Below are 22,826 nucleotides of genomic sequence, written 5' to 3' on the forward strand. Positions count from 1 at the left end.
TGTGGGTCGTGGTAGCCAGTTCCCGTGTGGGGTTGGGTGCTGCGGCCCACTTTTGTACCTACGGGTAAACAGAATTAACTAGCGTTTTAGTGCTGCATTTTGCTGTTCGTATGCTTATTCCTATGCGGCGCGCTACGTCGGCGCCGTTTTAATTGCTCGACTCAGTCGGCTGTATCTTGGAATTCATGCGAGTGGGAATCGTGACTGGAGCATCTCGGGGCATAGGCGCCGTCTTTGCCGATAGACTTGGGCAGCTACGTCCAGACCTAGATGAAATTTGGTGTGTTTCTCGTAGCTACAACGATGATTCTTCCGGTGAAGACGCTGAGTTCTCGCAGAGGCAAGGTCCTCGTCTTCGATATCTTTGTCTAGATCAGTCCGATGATGATTTTGGCGATAAACTCCGGAATCATGTTGACCGCCATCACGCGACGATAGTTTATTTAATCCTCAATGCCGCGTATGCGAATTATGGCGATGTTAAAACCCAGGATTTTTCGCAGGCTGATCAAATGATACAGACGAATATTCGCGGTACGGTCGCAGCGGTTTACTCGCTAAACGATTTATTCGAAAAGAACGGCCACATCATTTTCGTTTCATCGATCTCAGCTGTAGCACCAACTCCAGGGCTGGCGGTGTACACAGCATCGAAAGCGTTTATTCGGCACTGGGGTATCTGCCTTGGAGAGGAATTGAAACCTAATGGTGTAACTGTAACTATTTGCTACCCGGGAAAGGTTAAGACCAAGGCGCTACGGGACGTCGTGAAGCAGGCGAAGTCGGTGAAGTTGCGTCTCATGCCGGAGCAGAATCTCAGTTATCTAGTGGAGCGCACGTTACGTGGAGCGGAGAGGGGTCGGGCGGAGGTAGCGCCCGGCCTATATGGCCTGGTGATGGCCCTATCCAAAACTGTGCCGAAACGTGTGGTGGCTCGATTCGCGCGGTTAGTTTGAGGCCGTCTAGATTCGCGGAATCAAACTTTCGTTTAACCCCCTGGGTTTGGTCCGTTTAGAAGCCAGCGTTATCTGAGTAGGCTACGAAGTATGCGTAAGTTATTCACAGCTGCTTCGGTGTATCTCGGTCTTGGTCTGTTTTCTGGCGTTTTCTATCGTGAATTTACCCGTGCGATGGATTTCGGGGATAAAACGCAGCTCAATACGCTGCACACGCATTTCCTTGTTCTTGGCACAATCTTTTTCTTGGTTGCGCTGGCATTGGATGGTCAATTCAATATTTCAGCTGTCAAGGGCTTTGATCGCTGGTTCATCGTTCAGAATGTCGGCATTGTTTGGACGATTGGCATGATGGTGGCTAACGGTATCGTGCACGTTGTTTCAGGCCCGGAGGCCTGGGGTGCGATGTACTCGGGAATTGCAGGACTCGGCCACATTATCCTGACGGTCGGCTTTGTGTGGTTCTTTATGCTTCTCAATAAGGCGCTGAAGAATCGTGAACGCGAGGTTCGCAAGGCCAACGCGGCCGTGTGAATTTCCAGTGGAAATGCGTGAGCTGGATTGCTGATTCGGCGTAGGCGATAAGGCGAAATAGAAACCCCGTGCAGAAACAATATCTGCACGGGGCGCTTTCATATAACGGCGACTATTCGTCTGCGATAGCGGCCAGGGGCGGTGTCTTCGCGGCTTTCTGACCAGGGCCGAGAGCAGCAATAATGCCCACAAGCGCAGACCCAAGCAGCATGAGAACGATCTGCAGCCACGGTACCGCGATAGTATTCAGGCCCTCATCCTTCAGCACGGTCAGAAGTGACCAGCCGAGGAACAAGCCGAGGACAATACCTACAACCGCGCCGAAAATGGAGATTTCCACAGATTCCAGGCGAATCATCCGGCGAATCCCCGAGCGTTGCAGGCCGACGGCCCGAAGCATGCCAATCTCCTGGCGGCGCTCGACAACTGAGAGTGCGACAGTATTGATAATTCCCAGAATCGAAATGATGACCGCCAGGGCCAGCAGAGCGTAGACGATTCCCAGCATGACATCGATAGAGGCATTAGCCAGACCCGCAAACTCCTTAGCAGTCATCACCTGTACTACGAGGTAGTCCGCAACTGCGTCGCTAAGCTTTTGCTTCATTTCATCCATGGAGCCGCTGTCTGCCGCGATGGAATCAGAAATATCGACGTAGGTCTGGAAAGGCAACAGGTGGCTGCTTTTGACATATTTATGGGCGGCTTCGTCGGAGACCATAATCGACTGGCCGGGATCACTTGTGTCAGCAAAAATGCCGGTGACGGGGAGCCGTGTTATGCCGCCTTTGGAAACAACTGCGAGTTCAGTGCCAACGTTCCAACTATTCTTTTTCGCTGTTGATTCGCTGATGACAATTCCCGCATCCGGCTTGGCCAGATCCAGGGAGCCCTGGATGGCGCGAGTGCCGTACCATTTGCCGACGTTGGAGTTGAAAACCGACGCATTACTAGATTCCGGTCCGACTTCAGTTTGTTCGCCGTCGGAAGCTATCATCGTGGCGGCTTCCTCAGGTGGGATTACCAGTAGCGCGCCAATCGACAAGGTTGCGGTGTCGTCGACACCATCGATATCCTTCACCGCATCCTCGACCCCAAGTGGCAGGGCCGAATGCGCGGTCAGAGGTGGCGAGAGCACGAAGTCAGCCGTCAGATTGGTCTCTGACCACTCATTGACCGCCTCCTTCATGGACACACCGAACATGCCAATCACAGTCACCAGCGCAAGCCCGAGCGTCAGTGCAAACGATGTGGTTCCCGTTCTGCGCGGATTGCGGTGGGAGTTCGTCGCCGCAAGCTTGCCGACGGTTCCAAAAGGCGCACCTACGACGCGCCCCAGTCCTCCGATCAGAGGCATGGACAGCGCGGGGCCGACAAGCCAGACGGAGGCTACGGCCATCACTGCACCGACACCAACGAAGATGGCACGAATCTTGGTTTCTGCGTCGTTCCACTGCAATGCCCAGGCAATGATTGCGATCGCGGCGGACGCCAGCACAGTACCGGTCCACGTCCTAGCACTGAGGCTATTGCTGGTTGTTTGATCCCCAGAGCGCATGGCTTCTACAGGAGGGACCGCGCCAGCGCGGGCGGCCGGCGTCCAGGCGGCGATCATGGTGATGGCCACGCCGACAAGGAGAGGAACGATGACTGCCACCGGTTCGAATGTCAGGCCATCGCCGGGCATGGAGATACTCATGGCATCGAGAAGCATGAATAGCCCCTGGCTCAGCCCAAATCCCGTGATGACACCTAGTGCGGAACCGATGAGGCCAACAATGAATGCCTCCAAGAGGACGGACGCAGTGAGCTGTCGTCGTGAAGCACCGAGGGCGCGGAGGAGAGCGAACTCCTTCATGCGCTGAGTGACCAGCATGGTGAAAGTATTGGAGATGATGAAGATGCCCACAAGCAGCCCGATGAGCCCGAAAGCGATGAGGAAGTAGTTGACAAAGCTTAAGGCAGAGGAGACACGTTCGGAGGCCTCCTCGGCGAGCTTAGAGCCTGCCTCTACCTTGAGCTCGGGGAATGCTTCTGCGACATCACGGGTAAGCGTGGCAGCGTCAGTGGTGGAATCGGCGGCGAGGGTGAACATGTCCATATGGCTGTCCGCGCCGTAGAGCTTGCGCCACTGATTCTGGGTGAAAAAGACCGCGAGGTAGCCGGTTTCGTCGATGGAGGTATCAGCGATGCCGACAACCTTCACCGTCGCCCGATCGAGGCGGGTGGCCACTTTGATTTCAGTGCCGACGTGGAGGTTGCCGAGTTCGGCGGTGGTGGAGTTGACGACCACCTCACCTGGTGTTTCCGGCGCGTGCCCCTCGGTAACCGTGACCTTGTTGCCCACCGCTTCGGCCGCTGGATAGTAGGGAAGACCCATCGATGGCGAACCATTGGTTTGAATCGGCTTGCCGTCGGCTCCTGTGGCCGTAATGCTGTTGTTGGGATCGCCAATGTTGAGGGCTCGGACCCCGGGGAAGCTTTCGATTTCCTGCGCGGTTTCTTCGGTGAGAGCACCGGGATTGTCAGCTGGGGCCGTCACCACCACGTCGACACCGTCATAAGCGGTACTCATTGCGCCCTTAAAGGCCTTGTCCAGCGATGATGTGAACACAAATGCGCCGGTGATGAAGGCTGTGCCCAGCACGACCGAAATAATTGTGAGCACGAGGCGCAACTTGTGCGAGGTGATATTACGCCAGGCGACGCGGCTTAGCGTGGAAGACGATGATGCCATGGGGAGAGATGACCTGCCTTCCTAAAGATTCTCAATATCTGCCATGCGCGCCAAAATATCGGCGGGCGTGGGGTTGCGAAGCTCGTCAACCACGCGGCCATCCGCGAGGAACACAACACGGTCTGCGTAGGACGCGGCGGTGGCATCATGCGTCACAATGACAACGGTCTGGCCGATGTCATCAACCGCATCGCGGAGAATCGTCAACACCTCACGGGATGAGTTCGAGTCCAAGTTGCCCGTCGGCTCATCTCCAAAGATGATCTCCGGCCGGCTGACAATGGCACGCGCACAGGCGACACGCTGCTGCTGGCCACCGGACAGTTCCGAGGGGCGGTGCGTAAGCCGTTCTTTAAGCCCGAGGCGCGTGGTGATTTCCTCGAACCACTGCTTATCCACCTTACGACCAGCGATATTGATAGGCAGGGTGATGTTCTCCGCCGCTGTCAACGTCGGCACCAAGTTGAAGGACTGGAACACAAAGCCCAGGCGGTCACGCCGCAGCGCCGTAATCTCCTTGTCCGACAGCTTCGACAGTTCCGTCGTGCCGATGTACGCGCTTCCCGACGTCGCGGAGTCCAAGCCGGCCATGCAGTGCATCAATGTCGACTTACCCGACCCGGACGGCCCCATGATCGCGGTGAACTCACCAGCGGCAAAAGAGATATCGACATGGTCCAGTGCAGTAACAGCGGCATTGCCGACACCGTACTTCTTGGTGAGCCCCTCAGCGTAGGCCGCCGCTGGTGGGGCGGAATGCTTCAAAGAAGACTCAGCGGATGATTTGGTGGGGCGTTTTGCATGCTTGGCAGACATGGGGGAGGGGCTCTCTTCTAATTAGATTTGATCAACGGCGAATTAATATCCGGCAGCGAAAGCGGATTGAAAACGCTGCGACGGGAATGGAACGTTCGTTGTTCCCCAGTCACGGGGTCAGCGAAACTCATTTCAACACAGACCAGGTGCAGGGGCTCCGAGGTATTCTCGGCCTCCAGCGGCAGAATCTCCGGGTAGTACTGGTCACCCAGGATGGGAAAGCCCAGTTCACTCAAGTGCAGCCGCAGCTGATGAGTGCGTCCGGTGATGGGCTTCAATTGCCACAGCGCAACGCGACCACTGTCGGCAGCGAGGCCGTCGGCGTCCGAAGGCACGTCGACAAGCGAAATGCGCTCGATGATGGTGTGGGCGTTTGGCTCGCCCTCGAGAGTATAAGCCTGCATCTGGCCAGCAATTTTGTGCTGTCGTGTGCGCAATTCCAGTGGGGTCTCGGGCAGGGCTTCGCTGGCCGCGCCAGCGATGGGTGTAGGCGACGTCAGTGCGTGGTAGCGCTTAGTGACTTCCCCCGATGCGAAAAGCCCCTGGTAGGCGCCGCGAACCTCGCGCCGGGCGGTAAAGATGAGCAACCCCGACGTCAGCCTGTCGAGGCGATGCGCGGGAACCAACTCCGGATTACCCAGCTCCCGCCGCAGGCGAACCACAGCAGTTTCCGTAATGTGTCGGCCGCGCGGCATCGTTGCCAAAAACGACGGCTTGTCGACGACCACAAGGTTGTCATCTTGAAAGACAATCGGCATCGGCCCCGCGATTGTGCGCTCCGGTGCCGGGGTGCGGTAAAACCACATTTCCGCGCCGGGCTTCACCATGTCATCTGGACTGTAGGGCACTGAGTTGGCGCGAACGACGAGCCCATCTGCAAAACGCTTGGCCACAGCCGCTTCATCATCGTCTGGGTGGCGGTAGGTTTGACCTGCGATAGCGCCTGCGAGCAGATCCCACGCACGGGTGGGGGCATCGCCACGACGCCCGGGAGCGGCGATGCGGGATGGGTTGAGCCCATTGCGAATGGGCAGTGGCATGCGACGCATACGGCTGACTTTAACAGGTGCCCCGGATTCATCTGGCGGGCAAGCGGAGCTGCTGTGGCAGAGCGGTGTTGGTATCGCCCCTAATGGCGTAGGTGGACAACATTCTGCCCTGTCGGTCGCAACATAATGGGGGTAGGGTGGAGGTGAAAGTAATAAAAAGGTTGGCTCGGAAGAGTTGACTAAATAGCAAAGCTTGTCCATTAAAATGGCGTCCAAGCAGGTGCGATAGGTGTAGCTGCGTTGCGGTCGGGCCGCGGAGAGCCAATTTTTATGGATCGCATAATAAGGAGGCAATCAATGCCAAGGCAGAACATCATTGTGTGCGCGGTCGATGGCTCGGAGGCATCCAAGACCGCCGTCAAGTGGGCCGCTAACACCGCAGTGAAGCGCGGTGAGCCACTCCGTCTGGTCAGCAGCTACTCCATGCCACAGTTCCTCTACGCAGAGGGCATGGTTCCGCCGCAGGAGCTTTACGACGATCTTGAGGCCGAAACCCTGGAGAAGATTAACGAGGCCAAGAAGATTGCCCTCGACTTCGCACCATCGGTAGATGTCAGCCACCAGATTGAAGAGGGCAGCCCGATTGACATGCTGCTCGACCTGTCTGAGCAGGCAACCATGGTGGTTATGGGCTCTCGCGGTCTGGGTGGGCTCTCTGGCATGGTCATGGGTTCGGTTTCCGCCGCTGTTGTTTCCCACGCATCGTGCCCGGTTGTTGTTGTCCGCGAGGACAACCTGGTCACCGATGAGACCAAGTACGGCCCGGTCGTTGTCGGCGTCGATGGCTCCGATATTTCCGAAAAGGCAACGGAGTACGCATTCCGTGAGGCCGATGCCCGTGGTGCAGAGCTGATTGCAGTTCACACCTGGATGGACATGCAGGTACAGGCTTCTCTGGCCGGTCTTTCTGCAGCTCAGAGCCAGTGGCAGGTTGTGGAAGAGGAGCAGAAGGCTCTGCTCGGCCACCGACTGGAGAAGTACGCTAAGAAGTACCCGGACGTGGCCATCAAGAAGGTCGTTACCCGCGACCGCCCGGTTCGTGCTCTGGCTGATGCCTCGGAAGGCTCGCAGCTGCTGGTCGTCGGCAGCCACGGCCGCGGTGGTTTCAAGGGCATGCTGCTCGGCTCCACCTCGCGTGCACTCCTGCAGGCGGCTGCTTGCCCGATGATGGTCGTCCGCCCGGAGACTGACGCCTAAAGCGCCCTTCGAGGAGGCTGAAAAAAGACGCCGGTGCCGGTCGTGGACGTGCGTTTAGCGCCGAGAACAGAAACCGTTACCGAATATTTATAAGTAGAACCTAGCCGGTTTCCGACATGTCTCGGAGATCGGCTTCGGTTTATATAAATGGGGCCTCTCGTCTGCATAAACCCCGTTTTCATGCAGAAAGTACAGATTCTATAAGGGCTTTCCTATGGTTATCCGACTGTTATCTCGCTAGTTTCCCAGTGGCCGAAATGGCCTGATAGTGCTTGCAGTAGGTGCAAGATATTTTGGAAAGACTTATAGTTGAGTCAGAACGATTTCGGGAAAGGAATATCTATCATGAACGAGATTCTTCTTGCTGCCTCCTTTAGTCCTACTCTGGGCTTCGTTGGTTGGATTATCATCGGTGGTCTTGCCGGCTGGATTGGCTCTAAGATCATGAACACCGATGAACAGATGGGCGTCGTCCTGAATATCGTCGTCGGTATCGTCGGTGGTTTCTTGGGCGGTTGGCTGCTCACCCAGTTCGGCGTTGATGTCGCCGGCGGTAATAAGTTCTTCAGCTTCCTCACGTGTCTGATTGGTGCTGTGATTCTGCTGTGGATTGTCGGCATGATTCAGAAGCGTAAGTAAACCAAGAAAACAACCAAGAAAAACAGCACAGCTCAGCACAAAGCGTCGTAACGCTGCTATCTACTGGATAGTGAGCTAGAGCGCGGGGCATCTCATTAACATTGAGATGCCCTTTTTGTTGTGCGGTTGTCGTGAAGTTGGCGTTCTGCGGTTGTCGCGACATCTGTTGGGGGCAGTAATCATCGCACGCTAAAGTAGGACTAGAGGCTGAAAGACTGACTAGTTTGTTCTTTTACAAAATCACAGTCGCAGATGCGCCTACAATGGAATATCACAAACTATAAACGCCCTGCTCAGTGTTGCGAAAGCAATGACGCGAACGCCGAGATTTGCGAGTAAGCAGCTGATATAACGGGGTGTGACTTTGGAAGGACGAGAGGTACTGCCGTGGCAGAAGCGACAACGGGCAAGGGCGCAAAAGGCGGCCGCGCTTCCTCTCGCCGTCGTAACCGCCCCAGTCCGCGGGAGCGCCTCCTGACATCAGCGACAGCTCTGTTTACAACGGAAGGCATCCGCGTTGTCGGCATTGACCGCATCCTGCGGGAAGCTGATGTCGCCAAAGCCAGCCTGTACTCGTTGTTTGGATCCAAGGACAAGCTGGTCATCGCGTATCTGCAAGACCTCGATGCCAAATGGCGGGAGGCTTGGGAGCAGCGAGTGGCCTCGTTGGATACCCCGGCGGAGAAGATTCTCGCTTTCTTCGATCAGTGTATTGCGGAGCAGCCGGCAATCGACTTCCGTGGTTCACACTTCCAGAATGCGGCTAGTGAATATCCGCGGCCGGAAACGGAGTCGGAGCAGGACATCCGCCAGGCCGCAGCCGATCACCGCTCCTGGGTTTGGCAACAGCTACACACGCTGCTGACTGAAAATGAATCTAGTATGCCGTCTGCTCACGCAAATATGCTGTTGCTCTACCTCGACGGCGGCCTCGCGGGTGCCAAGATGTCCAAGGATCTGAACCCGCTGCAGATGGCGCGCGACCTGGCCCGTGACTTGGTCACGTAAATACCTAATTCCCTTTTTTAACGCGCCCTAGTTCTCGCCTTTTGCTCACGGGCTAATCCCGGAAGCGTTTCCAGTCCGACTCCTTTGAGCCGGTGGCTTTCTTAACCATATTCTTCGTATTCTGGCCGAGCAGCATTCCCAGGTTCTTTGCAATCAGAATTGGTTTCGGCCGCTTCTGCGCCTTTTGTGCTTTCTCGGCTTGTCGTTTCATGTCTGCCCGCACTTTAGCCAGGCCGGGAAGCGGCGGAACTATACCCGAGGAAATCTTCATATCCTGCGTCAGGGACGGCAAATTGTCCTGAGCGCCAGGCCTCATCTGGGTCACCATGTAGCGAACCTTCGCAATTTTCAAAGCCTGGGCATATTCTTCGTCCTGCTTTGCTTTACGACGGTCCCGCGATTCCTTCTCAATAGCGGCATATTCGCTCTTATACTGCTTTATTTTCCACGGAGCGAATGCGGATTTGATATAAAAGCGACGCTTGGCCTGCTTTAACTTCTTCTTTTCTTCCCGCTCCGATTCGTATTCACCCTTTTGGTGGTTTTGCAGAGTTCGGAAATCGTCCGTGAGTGGGTAGGTCTTTTCTACATAGCGGGTGAGAATAATATTTTGGGTCAGTGTCCAGAAGTTATTGGTGACCCAGTAGACAATTAGAGCCACAGGTGTTGGGCCAAAGAACCCCGCGAAGAGGATCATCAGCGGTGCGTAGATAAGCATTACGCGCATGAATTTGCTGAGGAATACACTGACGCTATTGGAATAGTCGAGAGTGCGCTGCAACCGGCGGTAGGAAATGACCAAGTTAAAACCGGTGAAAATGGCCGCTGCCACGATGCCGATAATGCAGAAAGCTAACAGCGAATCATGATTGCCCCCAAGGATTTGTAGTTGCTCCGGGTCCATGCGCAGATACGCGGGTAGAGGCTGCCCCAAGAATGTCGCGCTCAGAAAGTCGGAAATCTCATCCTTAGAGATGAATCCGACATTATGAGACGCAGGCAGTCCAGGCCCCTCAGACGCCCGCAGCATGTGCCTCAGCATGCGAACAAGACCCATAATCACGGGAATCTGGACGAAGAGGGGCGCCAGCATTACGGAGGTCTTAATACCTTCGGCTTTGCGCATTTCCTTGCTGGCAAAGTTTACGTATTGTGGCGAGTTCGGCTCGATGCTCCTGCGGTAGCGCTCCTTGAGTATAAAAAGCTGCGGCCGTAGGTTGGCCGTCTTGCGCGCCGAGATAAATTGCTGGAACGCGAGAAACGCCAGAGCGCCACGCACCGTAAACACCAGCAGGAAGAGAGAAAGCGTCCAGGACAGAGAAGATGGCAGGTGAAACACTGAGGCCAGTAAAAGGTGCCACGCCTTAAGGACAAACGAGACCAGCCAAACAAATGGTTCCAAAATAACCACGGGCCGACTCCTCCATGTCAAGGATAAGAAAAGTAAGACAACCGGATTAGGCCGGTGTGCCAATTCCAGCCGCTATCCTAGCGACTCGAATCACCTGCCCCAACTTTAAAACAGGGCCCCGCTGTGGCGGGACCCTGTCTTTAAGATAGTGAAGCTGGATGACATCCAGTGGAAGGCAAACGAACCTGGGTGAGAACTAGTTAGCGCTCTCGTACTTTTCAATAATGTGCTTTGGCAGCGCACCGCGGTCTGCAACATCCATGCCATTCTCTCGTGCCCACTGGCGAATCTTGCGATTGCGATCACGGGCCTCAGCGGCATTGGGATTAGCGGAAGAGCGCTTACGCGGAGCTACAACCGTGCTGTGATCAATAGAAGCGTTCGCAATATACGGTTCTAATACCTGCTCGAACTTCTCAGCATTTTCCTGAGAGAGGTCGAGAATGTAGTTCTTACCGCGGAAAGAGAAACGAACGACTTGGTGATCTGTGGAATCAAGCGGAGTCCCATCGAGGTCGTCGATGTACTGAATTAGTTCGCGGCGTGCCATAGAATCCCTGCCTAAGCTTGGTGCTGAACTTGTAATAATGAAGAAGGCTTACGGTGAAACTTCAATACGGTGAAATTTCAAATTAATATCAAGCCCTGTTTTCTTTCCCCCACAGTATAAGTGCAAAGAAATTTAATGTCTATTGACGATAATTGAGTTAGATTGTGCAACTTATATCGAATACATGGTTTGTTAATAATTCGATTAATTGTGCACAAGAACTTGGGGTGATAAAAAGACGGCCCTGCATGTTGTGCAGGGCCGTCGTGAACAGCAACTACGCTACTGAGAGCGCAATGCGGGGTGCGCTCTCAGTGGTCGTCGGAAAGCGAAAGGATGAGAAGGCGCTTAAGCCTGGGTCATGCCCTCACCAGGCTTGCCTCGGTAGGTAGCGGCGACGAAAAGTGGCTGGTTCGGTTCCTCCTTGACCTCGACGAGGCGGTACTCAGAGGTAACGTCCTCGCGGCCGAAGTAGACAGCGGTGTAGCCGTGGCGGTCGAACTCGAGGTAGTTGACGTACGGGTTCGCAGCCTTGAGTCCAGCGGTAGCAGCCAAGGAAATCGGGTTGTCCTGAGGCAGCTTCACAATGTCATCGATGTTCGGGGCGCTGACGGAAGTACAGACAATCTCAATGGCGGCAATACCGGCACTCGGGTACTGGCCCGGGACCTTCGGTACGTTGCAGTTCCAGGAGGAGTGAATATCGCCGGTGAGGAAGACAACGTTGTCGTAGCCCTCCTTACCCATGATGTCGATCAGCTTACGACGCTCAGCAGCGTAGCCATCCCACTGATCCAAGTTGTACGGCAGGCCGTCCTGAGGCAAGCTCAGCAGCTCAGTGACAGCGTGAGTGGCCTCCGGATCCAGCGGCGGAACCAGCACTGGAGTGAACATGACGGAGTTGCCCACGACACGCCACTTTGCGCTCGAGGAACGCCACTGGCCGAGCAGGTAATTGAACTGCTCAGAGCCGAGCATGGAGCGACTCTCATCATCGGTCTCGCCAGCGCGGATGAACTTCAGCTGCTGGTCACGGTAGGTGCGCAGGTCCAGCATGGTCAGGTCGGCGAGATCGCCGAAACGGAAGCTGCGGTAGAGCTTGCCGCCCTGGGAGAAGGGGACAGCGCGAACCGGCAGCCACTCCAGGTAAGCCTGGATAGCGGCGTCGCGGCGGGCAACGTAGTCGCCTTCGGTCTCCGGGTCGTGGTTCTCAGCGCCACTGTGCCAATCATCGTTGGCGACCTCGTGGTCATCCCAGGTCACAATCCACGGCTTTGCGCGGTGAGCTTCCTGCAGGTCCGCATCGGTGCGGTAGGTGGCGTAGCGCAGGCGGTAGTCAGCGAGAGAAATAATCTCGTGAGCCGGCTTGTGGTCACGAACCGGGCCCTTGCCGGAGTAGCCACCGGCCTCGTACTCGTAGATGTAGTCACCGACACACATAATGATGTCGATGCGGTCATTTTCCGCCATATCGCGGTAAGCGGAGAAGAAGCCACTTTCCCAGTTAGCGCAGGAGGTCAGCGCGATGCCCAGGTGATCTGGCGAGGAGTTCACCGGCGGCGCAGTGCGAGTCTGGCCAATCGGGGAAACCTGGCCCGCGTGATTACCAGCGGTGACGGTAAAGCGGTAGAAGTAGTAGGAATTAGCGGAGAGACCCTTGACATCGATCTTGACGGTGTTGTCAGCATCCGGGTCGGTGTTCAGGGCACCAGAGGCAACGATGTTGCCGAAGCCCTCATCAGAAGCGACTTCCCACTTCAGTGCAACAGGGCGGCCCTGGTTTGCACCTGCGGTGTCGCCAGGGTGCGATGTCACACGAGTCCAGATAAGAACGGAGTCCGGCAGTGGATCGCCAGAGGCCACACCGTGTTGGAAGACCTGAAAACCACCAGAACCGCCAGCATTAGCTGAGGACTGCGACTCAGGATTGGCCCCCGCACTAGTAGCGGTCGCCAGGCCGATGGCACCAGCAGCAGCACCGGTAGCGCCGGCACGCAGTACGGCACGACGAGTAGGGGTGAATGGCTTTTGGGCTGTTGCGTCGCTGTTCGAGACTGCGCCGTTCAGATCCGAGGCTGCAGTCTGAGATTTATCTGAAGATGGCATAGCCCTCATTACAGTAGTTCTCAGTCCGTAGCGCCATCGGAGGGAGAAAATAGCCCGATACGGGGGTACTAAGAGCGAAAGCGCGACTATTGCTGCTCAACAACAGTCGCGCTTAGTTCGACGAATCTCGGCGAGTGGCCTTAACCCGAAGCGGCCAGGTTTACGCGCCCAGCTCCGAAATGATCTGGCGATCCAGAGAATCCAGCTCTGCGGTAATGGAGTGGTGCGCGCGACGACGCTGCTCCGGGGTCATCTTCTCGGCAGTATTAATAGCATCAGTCATGACATCCAGACGCGAGTTGGCGTCCTTGATAAAACCATCGGTGCCCTTGGCGCCCGACTTACGCAGCTCCGTCAGCGAACCGCGAGTAGCCTCAATGCGGGCCAGCAGCGGTGCACCGTGCCCCTGGTAACGAGCGGCATCATTAGCGGAAACACCGAACTTCTGCGCGGCCGACGAGTGTTCACGGCGCTGAATGGCAGTGATAGCGCGGTAGGCCAGCGGAACCAGCACCGGTACCAGCAGGCGCGCGCCACCGATCCACGACTTTGCCTTGTCCTTGTTGAAGCCCTGGCTGCGCTGCTGTGCCAGGATCTTCTCGGCCATCTTGGTCTGGTGGCGCTGCTTGGCGGCCAGCGCCTTCTTCTCGTCCTTGGCACTCGCCTTGCGAATCTTCTCCGCGCGCTTCAGAGCACGGTTTTCCAGCTTGAGTTCCTTCTTACCGAGCTTTTCCTCAGAACGAACGCGGCCAGCGGCCTCCTTCAGCTCCAGCTTGTGTTGGTGCTTCTGGTCGCGCTTAGCGGCCTTGACCTCAGCCTTATGTGCCTTGCGATTAAGTCGAGCTGCGTGGCGAGCCTCTTCCTTAGCCTTCGCCTTGGCAGCCTTCACCTGCTTGGCGGTTTCGCGCCGACGCTCACGGATGTCACCCAAGAAGCTCATTTTTTCCTTCGCCTAGTTGCTCGCAGATAGTCCCTCCGGAAAAGTGGGGCGGAAAACCCGTAAACCCCACCGCGCCGGAGTGCGCTTGCCAGATGCAGTGGCTGCATCACGATTCTTGCTATCCAAGCTTAACGTGAAACTTCCTACCGAGTGGCGATACGCTAATTCTCATTGTGACTGATTCATCCGTTTCGCGCCCGCTTCTCCACGCGAGCGACCTCATCGGCTGCCGCTACCGGCTGAGCCTCGACCTCCGCGAGGGGCGGCTAGTCGAACCTGCTTCTCACCATGAGCACCGCTTGCCGACGTCCATCGCGTCCATCCCCGGCCTGTACACAGTGGCCTCGGGACCGGACGCTCACCTGGATACCCTTGAGGCCATCGCCCGCGGAGAAAGCGTCATCACCGGTGGCGTGCTCATGCATGAGCGTCCGATTCCCGGTGGGGTGTACTCGGGAATCGACGAGATTTGCCACCCCGATCTGCTGGTCAAGGTCGATGATTCACCACAGACGACCTCCCCGACGTATATGCCGGTCCTGGTTGTCACACGGCACCTGCTCTCTGCGCGCAAACCGGGCCGGCGGCGTAAGCCGTCGTCAAGCAATGCGGCGCGTGCGGCGGCGATGCAGGTGCGACTGTTGGGCGTTGACCGGCTCGGGCGTGCTGGCGTGATGGGGCGGACCCTGCGTCAGGCGATGGCTGTCACGGACGAGTGGAAGCTACGGCATTACGGACCCGATGCTGTGAAGCTTGGGCAGGCAGCGGCGATACTGCACCGCCTGGGCGTATCTTGTGGCCTGGTGGGGGCGATTAGCGCCACCGGGATGAACCTGGATACACGGCATATTGTCATTGCCGATGAAGGTTCGCGCGTGGCCTCGTACCGGATGGCGTTGCGGGATGCGCGTGATGCCGTCGCTGCCACTCAGGGGCGACCGTCACGGTTTACGCCAGGCACCTGGCCGCTGGCGCCACGGCGCATCCGGGAGTGCCGAACCTGCCGTCACCACGACCTTTGCTTGGATGAGCTGACCGCAAGTGACGATATTTCCCTCCTCCTACCTGGCGATAAGTCCATGCGGTTGCGCAGTGTGGGCATCGACACAGTCACGGCACTGGCGCAGGCCAGTACCAACACTCCGCACGTCAGCAAGGAGCAGGTGTGGATGGCGAGGGCGCGGCTTGCCGACGTCGACGCGCTCCGGGTAGCCGCTAAGACATCGGCCCCGCGTGGCGATATTGAGATGGATATCGATATGGAGGCGTACCCCAACGATGGCGCCTACCTGTGGGGAACGTGGGTGCCTGGGGAGGACTACCGCGGGTTTATCACCTGGGAGCCACCGGGGCCAGAAGGGCTCGGTGGCACGGCAGAGGCCAGGAACTTTGCGATTTTCTGGGATTACCTGATGCGTCGTCGAAATGCGGCGCATGAACAAGGCAAGACCTTCCGCGCCTATTGCTGGGCGGCAGAGGGTGAGAACTATTGGCTGCGTCAGAGCGCCACCCGGTTCGGCGGCCAGGAATTTGTGGTGCCCGCAGATTCGGCGGAGCTGGCTACAGGCGATGCGGCTGGTTCCAGTTCCGAGGCAGCTGGCCCGACAAAGATTGTGCGGGTGCCGACCCGCGAAGAAGTGGACAAGTTCATTGCCTCGGAGGACTGGGTGGACATGCTGAAGGTCGCCCGTCGCCAAATCCTCTCCACCGTCGGCATGGGGCTTAAAGTCGTGGCCCCGTGGTCGGGCTTCCACTGGCGCGACGCCGATGTTGACGGCGAGGCATCGCTGGATCTGTATCGCATTGCGACGGCCACTGACCTTGACTTTGTCTCGGAACAGTCCTTTGAAAAGCTCACGCAAGCCGAGGCTCGCGCCATGCTGCTGCGCTACAACGGCGATGACTGCCGATCGGTAGCCCACGTCCGCGACTGGCTGGATTCACAGCGCGCGGCCGCGGACCTGCCGCATGGGGATGACCTGCCGGTTCCTTAGCGCGCTAACCACGCGCCCACGTGCCGCGCCGGGCGAACTTAGGTGAGACCTTCTTCATCGCAGCATTGCGAATAATGGCCGTGTTCTTGCGGGCTAACAGCAGCAGCTGCTGTGTGCGCTCGGCACGGAATGTTGCGCGAGGAGAGCGGTGCACATCGCGGAAAAGCCGCTTCGTCGCCGCCAGCTGATCCGGCGAGCGTGTCGCCAGCTGTGCCAACTTCTCCTTGGACAGCTTGAGTGCAGCGTCCTCCGTGTCCACGGCCCACGTCGCCAGACCGATCTCAGTTGCTTCCTTGCCGTTGAGTTCTTCGCCAGACATGGTCAGCCAACGTGCAGTATCGGCGCTGACCTCATCGAGGATGGTTCGCATACCGGACATATCCGGAATCAGTCCCCACTTCGCTTCGAGGATTGACCACTTGGCATCGCTCGTAGTAATGCGGAAATCAGCACCTAGTGCAATCTGTAGACCACCGCCGTAGCAGTGCCCATGCACCGCCGCAATGACCGGCACCGGCAGGCCTCGCCAGTCCCAGCAGGCGCGCTGGAACAGGTTCGTGCCGTGGATATCGGGGACGAATGAGCGCAGAATGCGCGAGGGCTTCTTAAATGCCGACGCGAAATCGAGCCCAGCGCAAAACGATTTGCCCTCGCCACGGAGGATTACGCCGCGCAGATCACGGTCAGCTGCCAGTTTCCGGGCGACGGTGGACATCTCGGTCAGCATCTCAAGTGTTAGACCGTTGAGTTTGTCTCCGCGGTCCAAACTGACGACAGCGATTTTCGCCACCTCTGAATCAGCTACGGCGAGGTATTCATAGGCGACGTTGACATTGTTGCTGGTGTTCATGGGCACTAACGCTAAACGACGGCTACGTGTGCCGCCCGGGAAATACCAAAAGTGGTCTCAAACAAGACACAAAAAACCGACCCGCTGAGGGTAAGCCCCGTCAGCGAGCCGGTAAGCCATCTTTAGCGCGCGGCAGGGACGCGTAAAAAGCCGCGCGCTGTTAGCTGAAATTACTTGGCAGCTGCGAACAGCTCTGCAGCGTAATCCCAGTTGAAGACGTTCCAGACAGCCTTGACGTAGTCAGCCTTGACGTTCTTGTACTGCAGGTAGAAAGCGTGCTCCCACATATCCAGCAGCAGAACCGGCTTCAGGTTGATGGACAGGTTGCCCTGCTGATCAGTCATCTGCTCAATAACCAGGCGCTCTGCAATGGTGTCGTAACCCAGAACAGGCCAGCCGGAGCCCTGCAGACCCAGAGCAGCAGCGTTGAAGTGAGCCTGGAACTTCTCGAAAGAACCGAAGTCGCGCTCGATAGCCTCAGCCAGCTCACCGGTCGGCTGGCCGCCACCGTTCGGGGACAGCAGCTTCCAGAACAGGGAGTGGTTGGTGTGGCCACCCAGGTTAAAGGCCAGGTCCTTGGACAGGCCGGTAACAGCTGCGAAGTCGCCGGACTCGCGAGCAGCGGCGAGCTTCTCCAGTGCAGCGTTGGCACCGTTGACGTAATTAGCGTGGTGCTTGCTGTGGTGCAGCTCCATAATCTCGCCGGAGATGTGCGGCTCCAGAGCGTCGTAAGCGTAATCCAGCTCAGGAAGTTCGTACTTAGTCATTAGGAAAATTCCTCCTCAACACGTTTTTAGGTTGTGCCGTCGATGGTACTCAAGATGAGTGGATGCGCAACCATTTAAGCAATACAATTAATGCGAAATTCATAAAAAATGCTGTTCAGGGATATCTGTCACAAGTTTATGAACGCGGCGGCTGAGTGCGGCGAATCCACTTACTCACGCGCTTGAAGCGCATTCCGGCTGCGCCACCCAGGTCGTCGTCAAGCGGAATGTCGAGGATGGAAGCCCACGTTGGCAACATTTCTTCCTCGTACCGGTGGCCGTGACCACCGGGGACGGTGACGGAGGCGAGGCCGTCGATAAGCACCTGCCAGAAGGTGACGAACGGATGCCAGCGCATGGAGGGGAGAACATCGCGGCCGACGCGCTCTGCAAGCCAGTCGGGGCGGCGCCAGGCCAGTGGGTAATCCCACCAAACGATGGGGTCAGAGGCATGCTGCAGGAATGCGACGCGCGGGAATTCCCACGGCCCGAACTTGGTGCCATAGAAGGAGTGGTACAGCTCGTCGGGGCGCGTAGCGAAGCGGATGTTTCGCCCCTCGTCGATGACTGGAGCGATTTCCGGAGACCCCTTTGTCCGACGGTGCGTCAGCTCTTTCCACATCGCGGAGAACTGTGGTGCGCCCGTCCAGACAGCACCGTCGACGCGTGCGAGCATGTCAGCGGAATTCTCGAATGCGCCGAGACCGCCAAACCCGCCGAGGGATTCACCGGCGACGTAGACCTTTGGCCGGTCGTTCTCCGGCATCTTGTCGACTTCCTGCAACACCCGATGGATAAGGGTGTGGCCAGCCGCGATTGGGGTTTCGTGGTCCGTTAGCCATGCCACTGGGGAGGGGAGGTCAGAGTACTGCAGAGCGACAGTGGCGCAGTTGCCAAGGGTCAAGAACTCTGCAGCCTGCGCCGACCACGGTGGCACCCAACCGGTGCCGGTGGTGGTGAAGACAACCAGATGATCGCGCCGGAACGCGCCGGTGCGGTGCATCTCGCGGATGATGAGCTCCGCCTGTTCCCGCAGAGAACGACCTGGCACCTTGCCCGCATAAATGCGGATGGGTTCCTGCAGTTCGGAGAGCGGCTTGCCAGTGACCACCGCCAAATCTCGGGCACGGGGGCCTTCGGCGACGAAGACGCGCCCCTCGGCGCCGAGTGCGTACCACGGCTCCAAAGACCATGGACTTCCGGAACGTTCCGGCTCCCAGGGCTGCATGCGGCCTGGAACTACCAGGGTATTCAGGTATCGGGACTTCTTGGCGATGGACTCCAAAGTCCGACGGATAAGCAGTCGGTCAATGCTGGCGGCCACGGCACCACCGACGATGGCACCGCTGAGAACCGGGGCGAGACCGCGCGGCAGCCAGGGGCGGAGGTTGTCCCGCAGTAAGTCATAGCCGCGATTGGCCAGCGCGGAGAGCCCCCGAGTGGTCAGGTAGAGACCACTGGCAATCATTGTGGAAGCGAACTGGCTGCGTGCGGATTCCTGCTCATCCTTGCCCACCAGTCGGCCAATTTCGCGCTGCTGGGAAATAGAGCGCAGCCACAGCGCCGCGGTGGTGGCCGTGGTGGCAACATGCCAGGTCACGGCCAGTGCGCGCTCGTGTCGAGGTGCCGGCGCAAAGCGGTTGAGCGGAGTGCTGGCCAGACGCCGCATCGTCGTGTTGTAGCCATAGCCGATAGCCACCCCGGTGACATGGCCCGCCAACTGTGCCAGGAAGGTCACAGTAACGGTGGCGGTCCGAGTACGCGGCATCAGCGAGGGGCTAAAGGCAGCCCATGACGCAATTTCTGCACCAATTAGACCGGGGTTGGAGGGGATGCCCGCCCGCAGTGCGCTGCGGATAGTGCCAGGGCCGGTACCTAGGAGGCGTTCGCGAAAGACTTTGGTAGCCATCAGACTGCCGGTGCCGACTGCGCCCAGCGCTTTGGCCATGCCAGCTGTGCCAGCGACTCCTGCAATTCCCGTTCGCGCTGCTCGTGCAGCTCGCACTGTCCTGGCGGTTTCGATTGGCTGAGCTACAGGTGTGTTGCCCGTAGACGCAATCGAGGGCGCAATCGAAGTAAATGCGCGACGCAGGAATCTCATAAATCCCATCATGGCAAAATTTTTTCCACGGGGTTTATTCATCTCGCGCCAGTTTTCCGCACAAAGCGTAGCCTGTGGGGTGTCGCAACGTTTTCCGAATCGGTTGAGAAGGATCCGAGGGCTATGAAGCTATCCACAGGAAATAAGGTCGTGCTGATCGGCGCTGGCGACGTCGGCGTGGCATATGCGTACTCGCTGGTCAACCAAGGCACTGTCGACCATTTGGCAATCATTGACATCGACGAAAAGAAGACGATGGGCAACGTCATGGACTTAAACCATGGCGTCGTGTGGGCGTCGTCGCGCACCAAAGTCACTCAGGGCACGTACGCCGACTGTGACGATGCCGCGCTGGTAGTCATCTGTGCAGGCGCAGCACAAAAGCCCGGCGAGACTCGCCTACAGCTGGTGGACAAGAATATGAAAATTATGAAGTCCATCGTCGATTCCGTCATGGCCAGCGGTTTTGATGGGCTCCTACTGATCGCCTCCAACCCCGTCGACGTACTCACATACGCCGCGTGGAAGTACTCCGGGCTGCCACACAACCGTGTCTTCGGCTCCGGCACCATCTTGGACTCCGCACGTTTCCGTTACATGCTGGGTGAATACTACGATGTTTCCCCGATGAGCGTGCACGCATACATCATTGGTGAACACGGCGACTCCGAGCTGCCGGTGTTGTCCAGCGCCAACGTTGCAGGCGTCAGTCTGTCCAAGCGCCTCGCCGCCGACCCCGCGCTTCACGACGAGCTGGAGGACATCTTCATCCGAACCCGTGATGCCGCTTACGAGATTATCGATGCCAAGGGCTCCACTTCCTACGGAATCGGTATGGGTCTGGCCCGCATTACGCGCGCCATTTTCCAGAACCAAGAGGTGGCTCTGCCGGTCTCCGCGTACTTGCAAGGTGAATACGGTCATGAGGACGTGTTCATCGGAACACCAGCCATTGTGAACCGCCGAGGAATTCGCCGCGTTATCGAGCTTGAACTGGACGAATACGAAAAGAAGCAGCTGGACAAGTCCATTCAGACGCTCCGAGATGTGCAGGATCCATTCTGGAAGTAACTGCTGGTAGCGAGAGTAGATGTCTTCTCGACATGCGCTTTCGGCCGTCTCATTTGAGAATGAGAATGCCCACCTTCTATTGGCCCGCGTGGCCGACTCTGGCCAACGCTTCGTCTTAAACACAGGAGTGCCTTCTCTATGGCAGCGCAGAGCCCTCAAGACACAGCAACTGACAACACTGAAAGCGGCGCGGCCGTACCGCGTCTGGATGACCTCATCAGCAAGGTCACTGATCTGATCACAGAGTTGGACGACGTCTCGGTGGAGGCTTCTGCACTGCTCGCAGAGGTGCCGGAAGAGCGCCGTCGGCACGCGGAAAACCTGCTGCACTACGCACACCTGCGCACAATTGACATCCGTGAGCTGCAAAACAGCTTGCACGACCTCGGCGTGACCAGTCTGACCACGGTGGAGACTTTCACCCGGGGGCGCCTTGAGTTGGCCCTCAACGCGCTGTTGGCGCTGGCGGGGCGCACCTCAGACATCGATGTCGCCCGCATTATTGCCGACGATGAGCGCGCGGATATTGCCCTGGATAACAACGCCACCGAGCTGTTCGGTCAGGAGCGCGCGGATGTCACTTCGCACATTATGGTGACCCTGCCCGCCGAGGCCGCCGACGATGCAGAGTTGGTGGAGAGCTTCGCTGCCGCTGGCATGGATCTCGCTCGCATCAACTGCGCCCACGACGGCCCTGAGCAGTGGAGCCGCATGATTGACAACGTCAATGCTGCAGCTGAGAAGGCCGGTCGCCGCATCTTCGTGTCCATGGATCTGGCTGGCCCGAAGCTGCGCACGGGTGATATCGAACCGGGGCCGCGTGTGGGGCGCGCCCGTGTTGTGCGTGACGACGCCGGCACGGTCATCTCCAAGTCCAAGATTTGGCTGACTCCACGGCTGGATGAGCACCCCAAGCCAGCTCCGAGCGATTTGCCGGGGCGTCCCGCACTGCCGCTGGAAGCAGATCAGGGGTGGTTGGAACAGCTGCAGCTTGACGATGTCATTACGCTGCATGACTCCCGCTCGGCGAAGCGTCACTTCACCGTTGTGCGCATCGACACCGACTCCGAGGGCGAGGTCGAGGCTGTCCTCGCCGAGGGCGAAAAGAACGCCTGGATTGCCGAGGGAACACACCTGCGCAGCAACTACGAGGTCACGCGCGCTGGTGGCGTGCCACCGACCGTGCAAAAGCTGCGCTTCCACACCGGTGATGAGTTTATTCTCACCAGCCGCGAGGAAATCACCACCATTCCACGCACTGACGATGAAATTCCACGCGTCTCCTGTTCGCTGCCGTCTGCCGTGGCGGCTCTGAAGCCGGGCAATCCGGTGCTTTTCGACGACGGTGCGCTCGGCGCTGAGGTGGTTGAGGTCTCCGAGACGTCGTCAAGCGAAGATAGTCACGTCGATGCCCGGCTGCGTGTCCTGCGTACGAAGCCGAATGGTCAGCCGCTGGCGGCGCATAAGGGCATCAATCTGCCGAACACCGACCTGCCACTCAATTCGCTTACCGACGAAGACATTGAGCACCTGCGCTTTGTGGTGGAGCATGCGGATATTGCTGCGGTGAGCTTTATTCGCACGCAGGGGGATGCTGAGTACGTTTACAAGGTGCTCGATGAGATTGCGGCGGAACATGAGGCTGCGGGCCGCGAGGACCTGGCGTCGAAGGCTCGGAACCTGGGTGTTGTGCTGAAGATTGAGACTATTCCGGCATTCCAGAATCTGCCGGGAATCATCATCGCCAGCATGAAGCGCGCCAAGTCCGGTCTGATGATTGCTCGTGGTGACCTGGCTGTGGAGCTGGGCTTCGACCGTATGGGTGAGGTCCCAGGCCAGATTCTGACGCTGGCGCAGGCAGCCGGTGTGCCGACCATTCTGGGTACTCAGGTGCTGGAGAACATGGCCAAGGCCGGCCTGCCGTCCCGCGCGGAGATTACCGATGCGGCCTTCGCCCTGCGTGCCGAGTGCGTGATGCTGAACAAGGGGCCGCACATTACCGAGGCCATCGCGATTTTGAACAACCTGGCCCGGAAGATGGGACGTTCGCAGCGTAAGAGCCGCATCATGCTGCGGAAGATTCGCAGCTGGTCGGACTAG

18 protein-coding genes are annotated in these 22,826 nt (G+C 58.0%); 8 read left to right on the forward strand and 10 right to left on the reverse strand.

Annotation, left to right across the window (positions count from 1 at the left end):
- Nucleotides 1–200: 200 nt before the first annotated feature.
- Nucleotides 201–956 carry an SDR family NAD(P)-dependent oxidoreductase gene (locus ADB02_RS10075; RefSeq protein WP_160310026.1) on the forward strand — a complete coding sequence of 252 codons (756 nt, stop codon included), beginning with the start codon at nucleotides 201–203 and terminating at the stop codon, nucleotides 954–956.
- Nucleotides 957–1,046: 90 nt separating this feature from the next.
- A complete protein-coding gene (locus tag ADB02_RS10080; protein ID WP_016421692.1) occupies nucleotides 1,047–1,490 on the forward strand; it encodes a DUF2871 domain-containing protein in 444 nt (147 codons plus the stop codon).
- A gap of 112 nt (nucleotides 1,491–1,602) precedes the next feature.
- Here ADB02_RS10080 and ADB02_RS10085 read toward each other — a convergent pair whose 3' ends face one another.
- Genes ADB02_RS10085 through ADB02_RS10095 form a run of 3 tightly spaced genes read right to left on the reverse strand, consistent with a single transcriptional unit; the run spans nucleotide 1,603 to nucleotide 6,092 of the window.
- Nucleotides 1,603–4,227, reverse strand: coding sequence for an ABC transporter permease (locus ADB02_RS10085; RefSeq protein WP_049171715.1), 2,625 nt, complete (start codon nucleotides 4,225–4,227; stop codon nucleotides 1,603–1,605).
- Nucleotides 4,228–4,248: 21 nt separating this feature from the next.
- Nucleotides 4,249–5,043, reverse strand: coding sequence for an ABC transporter ATP-binding protein (locus ADB02_RS10090; RefSeq protein WP_172954627.1), 795 nt, complete (start codon nucleotides 5,041–5,043; stop codon nucleotides 4,249–4,251).
- A gap of 17 nt (nucleotides 5,044–5,060) precedes the next feature.
- Nucleotides 5,061–6,092, reverse strand: a complete 1,032-nt coding sequence (locus ADB02_RS10095; RefSeq protein WP_049190911.1) for a pseudouridine synthase — start codon at nucleotides 6,090–6,092, stop codon at nucleotides 5,061–5,063.
- Nucleotides 6,093–6,389: 297 nt separating this feature from the next.
- Between ADB02_RS10095 and ADB02_RS10100 the strand changes: the two genes are divergently transcribed.
- The 3 genes from ADB02_RS10100 (at nucleotide 6,390) to ADB02_RS10110 (ending at nucleotide 8,936) form a co-directional block, all read left to right on the forward strand.
- Entirely contained in the window at nucleotides 6,390–7,289 is a 900-nt protein-coding gene (locus ADB02_RS10100) for a universal stress protein (RefSeq protein ID WP_016421688.1), read from the forward strand.
- Nucleotides 7,290–7,634: 345 nt separating this feature from the next.
- Complete coding sequence (locus tag ADB02_RS10105; RefSeq protein ID WP_049190915.1) at nucleotides 7,635–7,928, forward strand: GlsB/YeaQ/YmgE family stress response membrane protein; 294 nt, start codon at nucleotides 7,635–7,637, stop codon at nucleotides 7,926–7,928.
- 387 nt (nucleotides 7,929–8,315) lie between these two features.
- The gene (locus ADB02_RS10110; protein WP_016421686.1) at nucleotides 8,316–8,936 is read left to right on the forward strand and encodes a TetR/AcrR family transcriptional regulator; all 621 of its coding nucleotides are present in this window, start codon (nucleotides 8,316–8,318) and stop codon (nucleotides 8,934–8,936) included.
- A gap of 52 nt (nucleotides 8,937–8,988) precedes the next feature.
- Here ADB02_RS10110 and yidC read toward each other — a convergent pair whose 3' ends face one another.
- The 4 genes from yidC to ADB02_RS10130 form a co-directional block, all read right to left on the reverse strand.
- Nucleotides 8,989–10,347: a membrane protein insertase YidC gene (yidC, locus tag ADB02_RS10115; RefSeq protein WP_016421685.1), complete on the reverse strand. Its 1,359-nt coding sequence runs from the start codon at nucleotides 10,345–10,347 to the stop codon at nucleotides 8,989–8,991.
- A 196-nt stretch (nucleotides 10,348–10,543) separates the two neighbouring features.
- A complete protein-coding gene (locus ADB02_RS10120; protein WP_005510529.1) occupies nucleotides 10,544–10,897 on the reverse strand; it encodes a histone-like nucleoid-structuring protein Lsr2 in 354 nt (117 codons plus the stop codon).
- Nucleotides 10,898–11,245: 348 nt separating this feature from the next.
- A complete protein-coding gene (locus ADB02_RS10125) occupies nucleotides 11,246–13,003 on the reverse strand; it encodes an alkaline phosphatase D family protein (RefSeq protein ID WP_241482462.1) in 1,758 nt (585 codons plus the stop codon).
- A 160-nt stretch (nucleotides 13,004–13,163) separates the two neighbouring features.
- Nucleotides 13,164–13,943, reverse strand: coding sequence for a DUF6474 family protein (locus ADB02_RS10130; RefSeq protein WP_049190917.1), 780 nt, complete (start codon nucleotides 13,941–13,943; stop codon nucleotides 13,164–13,166).
- A 173-nt stretch (nucleotides 13,944–14,116) separates the two neighbouring features.
- Between ADB02_RS10130 and ADB02_RS10135 the strand changes: the two genes are divergently transcribed.
- Nucleotides 14,117–15,937, forward strand: a complete 1,821-nt coding sequence (locus tag ADB02_RS10135) for a ribonuclease H-like domain-containing protein (RefSeq protein ID WP_049190920.1) — start codon at nucleotides 14,117–14,119, stop codon at nucleotides 15,935–15,937.
- A gap of 4 nt (nucleotides 15,938–15,941) precedes the next feature.
- Here ADB02_RS10135 and ADB02_RS10140 read toward each other — a convergent pair whose 3' ends face one another.
- The 3 genes from ADB02_RS10140 to ADB02_RS10150 all read right to left on the reverse strand — a co-directional run bounded on the left by ADB02_RS10140 (nucleotide 15,942) and on the right by ADB02_RS10150 (nucleotide 19,655).
- A complete protein-coding gene (locus ADB02_RS10140; RefSeq protein WP_049190921.1) occupies nucleotides 15,942–16,787 on the reverse strand; it encodes a crotonase/enoyl-CoA hydratase family protein in 846 nt (281 codons plus the stop codon).
- Nucleotides 16,788–16,957: 170 nt separating this feature from the next.
- Nucleotides 16,958–17,554 (reverse strand): superoxide dismutase, encoded by a 597-nt coding sequence (locus ADB02_RS10145; RefSeq protein ID WP_049190924.1) that lies wholly within the window; start codon nucleotides 17,552–17,554, stop codon nucleotides 16,958–16,960.
- A gap of 136 nt (nucleotides 17,555–17,690) precedes the next feature.
- Nucleotides 17,691–19,655, reverse strand: coding sequence for an alpha/beta-hydrolase family protein (locus tag ADB02_RS10150; protein WP_241482463.1), 1,965 nt, complete (start codon nucleotides 19,653–19,655; stop codon nucleotides 17,691–17,693).
- 123 nt (nucleotides 19,656–19,778) lie between these two features.
- Here ADB02_RS10150 and ADB02_RS10155 point away from each other — a divergent pair, with 123 nt between their 5' ends.
- Nucleotides 19,779–20,726, forward strand: a complete 948-nt coding sequence (locus ADB02_RS10155; RefSeq protein ID WP_038627019.1) for an L-lactate dehydrogenase — start codon at nucleotides 19,779–19,781, stop codon at nucleotides 20,724–20,726.
- A gap of 138 nt (nucleotides 20,727–20,864) precedes the next feature.
- Nucleotides 20,865–22,826 (forward strand): pyruvate kinase, encoded by a 1,962-nt coding sequence (locus tag ADB02_RS10160; RefSeq protein ID WP_049171694.1) that lies wholly within the window; start codon nucleotides 20,865–20,867, stop codon nucleotides 22,824–22,826.

The organism is Corynebacterium sp. 212_CJEI (assembly GCF_001055915.1).
Classification (GTDB): Bacteria; Actinomycetota; Actinomycetes; order Mycobacteriales; family Mycobacteriaceae; genus Corynebacterium; species Corynebacterium jeikeium_D.